Origin of the sequence: Actinomadura sp. CNU-125, from assembly GCF_001942465.1 — a bacterium.
Taxonomy (GTDB): Bacteria; Actinomycetota; Actinomycetes; order Streptosporangiales; family Streptosporangiaceae; genus Spirillospora.
In genome coordinates, this window is the sequence record NZ_MKJY01000263.1 from 1 (window position 1) to 7,756 (window position 7,756).

Consider the following 7,756-nt stretch of genomic DNA (forward strand, 5'->3'; position numbering starts at 1 on the left):
TCGTCCGGCCGCGCCCCGGCGCCGCCCGCCGCGGCGGCGCGGTCGCCGGGGACGGGCCACGCCCACTCGTCGAACGGCCCGGCGCGGTCGGCAACGGCGGCGTACTCGGCGGCCATGGCCGGGTCGGTGGCCGTGGGATGATGCGGCCGCGCAGGTCGTGCGGCAGCATCGCGACCGGCAGCAGGCCCAGCAGCCGCGCCGCCGACGGCGACCGGTCGACGTGCGGGGCGCACGCCGGGCACGACCCGACGTGCCGGACCAGGTCGCGGACGGCCGGTGCCGGCAGCGGCCACGCGCCGCCCTCCGCGGCGACGCGGGCGAGGTGCGGGCAGACGTCCGGTGCGTCGCGCAGCAGGCGAGCGGCGGCGAGCGCGTCGTCCAGCCGGGCGCGGGCGCGTCCGCGAGTTCCGCGGCCTCCGGCGCGTCCATGTCGAGGACGCCGCCGATCTCGGCGATGTCGAGGCCGTGCCGCAGCGTCAGGTCCAGCGCCTCGCGCTCGCGGCCGCGCAGCACCGACAGGGCGCCGCGGACGAGCCGGCGGGCCTCCAGGCGGCGGGCCAGCTCCTCCTCGTCCAGGAAGCCGTCCTCGACCTCGGGCGCCTCGTGCCGTTCCACCGGACGGGCCGGGTCGCCGAGCCGCCGCAGGCACTCGGCCCGGACGAGCGCGTACAGCCACGCCCGGAACAGGTGCGGCTCCCGCAGGTGCGAGACCTGCGCGGAGGCGCCGACGAGCGCGTCGTGCAGGGCCGCGGCCGCCGCGTCGCGGTCGCGCAGCAACGCGTGGCAGTAGTCGTAGAGACGGGCGGCGTAGCGGTCCATGACCTGGAGGAGGGCGGCGGGGTCGCCGCCCGCGAGGGCGCGGGCCGACCGTTCGTCATCGGCGCGATCGAAGGTGGGCCAACCGGACACGAGGTCCTCCCGCGGGCTGAGAGCACGGCCGTCGTCCACATCATCAGGGACGGACCGGCCGGTGAGACAGAGGAGGCGTTCGACTCTTCCGGCCACCGCGCTCGAAGGGCGTCGGCGTACGGGCCGGAGAGGAGAAGAAAGATGGAGGCCCGACGGCCCCGCTCCCCGTCGGGCCTCCATATGTTCGACGGGCGACCCGGCCGCCCGGTTGACAGATCTTGGAGGAAAAAGTGGAAACTACTTGATGTGTCGGACGTGTCACCCCATGCGGCGAGAAAGCATCTGCAGGAAGATCTTCTGGATGTCCTCCGGCGTCTGCGCGACCGCCACGCCGCCGCCCGTCGCCTCGCCGATCTGCTCCAGCTCGTTCTTGTCCACGCCCGGGCCGAACCCGATCATGTTGACCTGGATCGGCTTGTTCGGGTCCCGCATGGCCTTCAGCTTCGTCAGGGTCTCCTGCAGCGTCGGGCCTCCGGGTCGTCGTTCTTACCGTCGGTGAGCAGCAGGATCGAGTTGCCGAACTCCGGCTTGAACGTCTTGCTCATCTTCTCGTAGGCGTCCAGCATCGTCCGGTACAGGGCCGTGTCGCCGGTCGGGTTCGGGCGCATCTTGCTCAGCACCGACAGGACCCGGTTCCGCCGCGTGTTGGACCCGATCCGCTCGCCGAGCGGGCCCATCGGCACCGTCACCTCGTAGGGCGCGCCGTTCTTCATGTTCGTGGAGAACAGCCACTGGCCCATCTCGGTGTCGTCGGACATCATGCCGAGCCCGCCCTGCGAGACCGCGCCGATGGCCTGCAGCCGGTTGGTGTTCTCGTCGACCATCTCCGCCATCGAGCCGGACACGTCGATCAGCGTCAGCATCCGCAGGCCGAGCGTCAGCTTCGCCCACGCCTGCATGACGCCGTTGACCTCCTCGCCCTTGGGCATCGGCAGCTGCCGCGGCCGGGCCTGGCTGACGCCGCCCTGCTCGCTGAACGCCGCCGGGGCGCTGCCGTCGGACGCGCGGAACCCGGCCGCCTGCAGGTCTTCCTTCGTCTGCGAGTCGCCGAGCGTCTCCTCCAGCAGCTTCGCGGCCTGCTGCTCACCGGAGTCCGGCGTGGTGACGGCGTACGGGTAGTCCATCGACAGCGTGCCCTCGATCGGGTACAGCGCCACCGCGGGCACCTTCGGCTTCGTCTGGTTGTAGGCCCACAGCGCCTGCTCCGACGACAGCGAGATCGGCTGCTTGCCGCCGCCCTGCCCCTTGCCGAACTGCTCGAACTGCGCCTCCACCGTCGGGACCTGGCTCTCCCGGACCGTCCGGACGATCCCGGTGAAGATCGACTGGCGGTTCGGGTCGTTGGCCAGCAGCATGTTGGTGACCATCAGCGCGCCCATGCCCGCGGCGTTCTTCATCGGGTCCGGGGTGTACAGCCGCACCGACCCGGCCGGGATCATCTGGTTCTTGGTCACCGCGCCGCCCGCGACGCCGCCCGCCGCCTTGAGCAGGTTGTCCCACGACGGCGTCGAGGTCACGCCGTTCTGCTTCAGCCGCTCCGCCAGCGTCGAGGGCATCCCGATCACGATGGGGCTCTTGGCCAGCGACGTCGAGGACGTGACGGGGCTCTTGCCCTCCGCGGACGCCGAGCGCGAGATCCACAGCGAGGAGTCCGGGATCCACACGTCCGGGCGCTCCTCGTCGCCGGTCGCCACGCCCTGCCCGGACAGCAGCGTCGACACCGCCGACGGCTCGGCCGACTTCACGTGCGCCTGGACGCACTTGCCGGACACCTCGTGCCCGGTGTCGTTGAACCGGCTCGCCGCCTTCACGATCACCGGCTGGATGTCGGGCGCCGCCGCGACCGACAGCGTCATCGCGTCGTCGCCCGAGCAGCCGCCGCCCGCCTGCGCGAACGCGTACACGCCGCCGCCCAGCAGCACGACCAGGCCGACCGCCCCGGCCAGCGGGCCGAGCAGCGCGCCCTTGCGGCTCCGCTTGCGCTTGCGCTTGCGGCCGTACTCGTAGCCGCCCGAACCGCCGTACTCGCCGGAACCGCCCGACCCGCCGGAGCCCCCGCCGTACTCGCCCGACCCGCCGCCGTACTCGCCGGACGAACCGCCCGCCCGTCCGCCGAAGAAGCCGGTCGGCGTCTCGTCCGAACTGCGGATCGACTCGTACTCGCTGTAGCCGGTGCCGGCGAGGGGCGAACTCTCCGGAGGACGTCCCTGCGGAGCCCGATGCCCGCCGGACGCACCAGGGGCCGCGTACCCGCCCGAACCCGGACCGCTCGACCGTCCCGGCTGGCCATAGGCACCCGAACCGGACGAACCAGGCCGTTCGGCCTCGCCGTACCCGCCGGACGCCTCGGCGGGCCGTCCGGCGCCGTAACCGCCCGAGGCCGCCGGGCCGCCGTACCCGCCGCCGCCCTGAACCGGCTGCTCGGACGACGGACGCTGCACGTACCACTCGTGCGTCTCACCCGTCCGCCCCGGCGCGGGCCCGGGCCCCGGCCCGCCCTGCCCGGGCGGCGGTGTCTGCGGGTTGCGGGCGCCGAACCAGTCGGACGATCCGTCGTTCGCCGGACCGAACACGGGCTTGGACGGGTCCCACCCGTCGTCCCCCTCGGGGAAGTCACTGCGATGACGTCCGCTCATGGCTGCCCTCGATTCACCCAAAAACCCGCCGATGTTCCCCGGCACTGTAGTAGTACGGCATAGAGGTTACAAAGAACTCGAAACCGCTAATGACGCAGGTCATGAACGTATGCTTGGACGAACCTGGCATCCTGCGTCAACGTGGCGGTGCGCGGACGCCCCGCCACCGGCCTGGCCGCAACCGGCCTTGTGGCACCGGCACAATGGGGGGATGACCTCCCTGGTCCCCGTCACAGACCCCGCGGACCCGCGCCTGTCAGACTACGTGCGGCTCCGCGACGTCAACCTCCGCAAAAGCCTGGAGGCCGCGCACGGCCTGTTCGTCGCCGAAGGCGAGAAGGTCATCCGCCGCGCGGTCGCCGCCGGGCACCCCGTACGGTCCATGCTCATGGCCCGACGCTGGGCGGACCCCCTCGCCGACCTCCTCGACGGCCTGACCGCCCCCGTCTACGTCGCGGACGACGCCGTCCTCGAACAGGTCGCCGGATTCCAGGTGCACCGCGGCGCGCTCGCGTCCATGGCGCGGCTGCCCCTCCCGCCGGTCGACACCGTCGTCGCCGGGGCCCGCCGCATCCTCGTCCTCGAAGACCTCGTCGACCACGCGAACGTCGGCTCCATCTACCGCTGCGCCGCCGCCCTCGGCATCGACGCGGTCGTCCTGTCCCCGCGATGCGCCGACCCCCTCTACCGGCGCGCCGTCAAGGTGTCGATGGGCGCCGTCTTCGCCGTCCCCTACGCGCGCATGACGAACCGGCGCGACGACCTCGCGAAGCTGCGCGCGTCCGGTTTCCGGCTCCTCGCCCTCACCCCCGACCAGGCGTCGACCCCGCTCGACACCGCCCCGATGGGCGACCGCGTCGCGCTCATGCTCGGCTCCGAGGGCGACGGGCTGTCGTCCCACTGGCTCGACGAGGCCGACGACCGCGTCTGCATCCCGATGAGCCCCACCGCGATGGCGACCGGAGTCGACTCCCTCAACGTCACGGCCGCCGCCGCGATCGCCTGCCACGCCCTCCTGCGCGCCTGACGTCTCAGCGGCCGAACATGCCGCGCCGCGTCCGCCGGTGCAGCCCCCTCGGCACCCGTCCCCGCGCGATCGCGGAGCGCCGGCCGAGCCGCACCTGCGTCAGCAGCAGCCCGAACACCACCATCAGCGCCGCCAGCCACGCCACCTGCGTGCTCGCCATCCGCTCGAACGTCAACTCCTGCGCGACCGGCGACTTGTTCGGCCGCAGCCGGCTCTGCGGCGTGGCCGGGACGGCGCCCGGCGCGACCGACGGGCTCGGCGCCGCCAGCGGCGGCAGCGCCACGTCCGGGCTCTGCGAGTCGAAGGACGAGTTCGGCGAGGGATCGGGATAGTCGGGCACGTCGAGGTCGGTAGACCCACCGGAGCCAGAGGCCCCCGACCCGGAACCGGAGGACCCGGACCCGGACGAACCGGAGGAGCCGGAGCCGGAACCGGACGAGCCGGAGTCGTTCGATTCGCCTCCGCCGGAACCCTCGTCGCCGTCATCGTCGTCATCGCCGGTCGGGGAGGGAGTGGGGGACGGCGACTCGGCCGGCGGCGGGACGGTGAAGGTCACGGTGGCCGTGCGGGACACGTCCTCCTCGAGACCGGACGCGGTCACGGTGACGGTGAAACCGATCTCGACCTTCTTCTTCGCGTCCTTCGGCACCGACAGCTTCCAGCCGACGGTCTCCTTCTCGTCTTCGCCGAGCGTCCCGATGACGCAGGTCGCCGAGTCGAACGGTTCCTCGCACGCGCCCTCGACGTCCGGCTTCGGCCCGGTCGTCGTCGCCTTGAACCCCAGGATCTTGACGCCCTCGACCGTCCCGCCCGAAGCCGCGACGTGCACCGTCAGCTCCGCCGGTTCGCCCGCCTTCGCCGTCTGCTCGGCCGGATCGACGTCGACCTTCAGCGTCCCGGCCTGCGGCGTCTCGGTCGGGGAAGACGTGGGGGTGCCCGAGGGGGACGTCGTGGGGGACGCCGACGGGGACGGCGGATCCGTGGCCGCGACGGCCGAGGCGCCGCCCGCGGCCAGCACCGCCGCAGCACCGAGCCCAACAAAGAGCGGTTTCACCGCCGGTCGGCAGACCACCGCCGCAGCACCTCCGTCGTCTTGTGAACGGCCGTGACGATCAGGGGGATCGGCCCCGGACTCATGCGAACACGGATCCCGGCCCGGATCAACCCCCGATCAGACGAACTCCTGGCGGACGTTCTCGACCTCCGCGCGCGCGCCCACGCCTGCCACACCCCGTGGTCGATCCGGTCGAGGCCCAGCCGCACCGCGACCGGCGCCCGTCCGCCCGTGTACTCCACCCGCACCCACGTCTCGTGCTCGCCGACGACGACGAACGGCTCGCCCCGCCACGTGCAGGCCGTCCGGACGTAACGCAGCTCCTCGACCTCCGACGCGGGCACGATCCGCCGGTAGCGGCCCGGCCGCAGCTCCTCGAAGCCCTCCGTCGCGTCCGGCGTGTACAGCCGAACCTCGCCGTCCGCCCCGGGCGACGCCTCGAAGTCGCGCCCGAGCCACCGTGCGACGTAACCGTCCCGGATCACTGCGCGGCCTCCGTCCGTCCGTCCCGGCCCTCGGCGCTCGCCTCGGGCCGCAGCCAGCCGAGCCGGTCCGGGTCGTACATCGCCACGAACCGCTCCGACCGGTCGGGGGCGAGGTAGTACATCTCGGAGCCGTACGGCAACCGGATGCTGTCCACCTTGAACTCCCGGATCGACCCGGCGCTCCCCGGCGCGAACCCCGTCCCGACGAACGGCGCCCGCTCCACGACCCACCCGGACTCGCCCCACGCGGCCATCTCCGCCTCCGTGGCGCCGCCGAACGGGACCCGGTAGACGTCCGGACAGTACGCGGGCCACCGGATCACGTAGACGCCCTCGTCGACGGGCGCGAACGGAGAATCCTCGTAGAGCAGGCCCAACGCCTCGTACAGCTGCACGGGCGTCTGCAGTTCGGCGACGTCGCTCGTCAGATGCACGAACCCGCCGACCCGGTCGTACCCCTGCTCCAGGTACCAGGCGACATGCCCGTGCGGCACGACCTTCTGCATGATCGCGAGCTGCGACACCCGGTCGTCCGGATCCGCCACCGGCTGCGGTTCCGGCCGCGGGTCCGCGCTCGGCTGCGGCTCCGGCTCCCGCGGCGGCGGCAGCGGCACCTCCGGCCGCGCCTGCACCAGCCCGACGCGCACCGCCCACTCGCTGAGCGCCCGCACCTGCTCGCCCCGCAACGACGCGCCGATCCGCGTCCCCGGATTGAGCAGCATCGCCCACTCCGCGTTCGGCCACACGCCGATCAGCTCACGGAAGTCCGCGTAGACGAACCGCGCCTCCGGCATGATCTCGCGCAGCCGCACCAGCGACGTGAACACCCGAACCGCCGCGTCGTCCCGCAACGCGGCGTCCCAGCGGAAGTCCCGCTGGATCGGCGTCACCTCGAGCGGCGCACCCTCCGGTATCGGGACGAGGACGTTCGCGTTCAGGAGGATCCGCAGGAAGGCGTCCGAGTCCCCGGCGAGCGTGGCCTCGTACAACTCCTGGTCGATCCGGTTGCCGGGCTCGAACGCCGGCTCCGGTTCCGCCTCCGCCTCCGGCACGACCCGCAGCCCGCGCTCGGACGCCCCGCCCTGCGAGCCCGGCATCTGCGCTTCGTCCGCGTGCCCAGGCCATTCGTAGTCGCCCCCGCCGGACGCCCCGTCCAGCCCGGGCCCGGCCGTCGGCTCCAGCGGCCCGTCGGTCGCGTGCTCAGGGCCGCCCGGCACTCCCGTCGCGGGAGGACGCCCGGTTCCTGCGGTGTCGAGGCTCGCCAGTCCGCGCACCCGTGGGTCGTCGACCTCCCCGGTGGTGCCGTGCTGTGGTTGGTGCGCGGGTGGTCCGCCGAGTGTTGCGGGTTCGGCCGTCGGCCCTTGCGGTCCGTTGGCCGCTTGGCTGGTTTCGGGACTCGGCACCCCGTGTAGCCGTGGGTCGTCGGTCTGCCCGGCGGTGCCGGGCCCGGACGCGCCGTGTTGCGGTTCGTGCGCGGGTGGTCCGCCGAGGGGCCCGGGTTCGGCCGTCGGACCTTGCGGCCCCTCGGTCGCCTGGCTGGTGTCGAGGCTCGCCAGTCCGCGCAGCCGTGGGTCGTCGGTCTGCCCGGCGGTGCCGTGCTGCGGCTGGTGCGCTGGGTGGTCCGGGCTCGGCCGTCGGCTCCTGC

7 protein-coding genes are annotated in these 7,756 nt (G+C 73.2%); 1 reads left to right on the forward strand and 6 read right to left on the reverse strand.

Features of this window, described 5'->3' with window-relative positions; genetic code table 11:
* The 3 genes from BJF79_RS27550 to BJF79_RS27555 form a co-directional block, all read right to left on the reverse strand.
* On the reverse strand, positions 1-909 hold a 909-nt coding region (locus BJF79_RS27550; protein WP_075901705.1), incomplete at its 3' end, for an RNA polymerase sigma factor.
* A gap of 258 nt (positions 910-1,167) precedes the next feature.
* On the reverse strand, positions 1,168-1,341 hold the full coding sequence (locus tag BJF79_RS61885; protein ID WP_262402668.1) for a hypothetical protein: 174 nt from the start codon (positions 1,339-1,341) through the stop codon (positions 1,168-1,170).
* A 14-nt stretch (positions 1,342-1,355) separates the two neighbouring features.
* Positions 1,356-3,545: a substrate-binding and VWA domain-containing protein gene (locus tag BJF79_RS27555; protein WP_262402669.1), complete on the reverse strand. Its 2,190-nt coding sequence runs from the start codon at positions 3,543-3,545 to the stop codon at positions 1,356-1,358.
* Between the two features lie 211 nt (positions 3,546-3,756).
* On the opposite strand from BJF79_RS27555, the gene BJF79_RS27560 reads away from it, so the two are divergent.
* Positions 3,757-4,572, forward strand: a complete 816-nt coding sequence (locus tag BJF79_RS27560; protein WP_075901707.1) for a TrmH family RNA methyltransferase — start codon at positions 3,757-3,759, stop codon at positions 4,570-4,572.
* A 4-nt stretch (positions 4,573-4,576) separates the two neighbouring features.
* Here BJF79_RS27560 and BJF79_RS27565 read toward each other — a convergent pair whose 3' ends face one another.
* The 3 genes from BJF79_RS27565 to BJF79_RS27575 all read right to left on the reverse strand — a co-directional run.
* The gene (locus BJF79_RS27565; protein WP_143220207.1) at positions 4,577-5,626 is read right to left on the reverse strand and encodes a hypothetical protein; all 1,050 of its coding nucleotides are present in this window, start codon (positions 5,624-5,626) and stop codon (positions 4,577-4,579) included.
* Entirely contained in the window at positions 5,623-6,111 is a 489-nt protein-coding gene (locus BJF79_RS27570; protein WP_262402670.1) for a hypothetical protein, read from the reverse strand. The genes BJF79_RS27565 and BJF79_RS27570 overlap by 4 nt, the downstream gene beginning before the upstream one ends.
* A partial coding sequence (locus tag BJF79_RS27575) for an SseB family protein (protein WP_262402671.1) occupies positions 6,108-7,756 on the reverse strand: 1,649 nt, incomplete at its 5' end. The genes BJF79_RS27575 and BJF79_RS27570, both read right to left, overlap by 4 nt.

Coding starts and splice junctions, on each gene's coding strand:
- BJF79_RS61885 (WP_262402668.1), bottom strand. CDS start 1,341: ATGCGGGACCCGAACAAGCCGATCCAGGTCAACATGATCGGGTTCGGC.
- BJF79_RS27560 (WP_075901707.1), top strand. CDS start 3,757: ATGACCTCCCTGGTCCCCGTCACAGACCCCGCGGACCCGCGCCTGTCA.
- BJF79_RS27555 (WP_262402669.1), bottom strand. CDS start 3,545: ATGAGCGGACGTCATCGCAGTGACTTCCCCGAGGGGGACGACGGGTGG.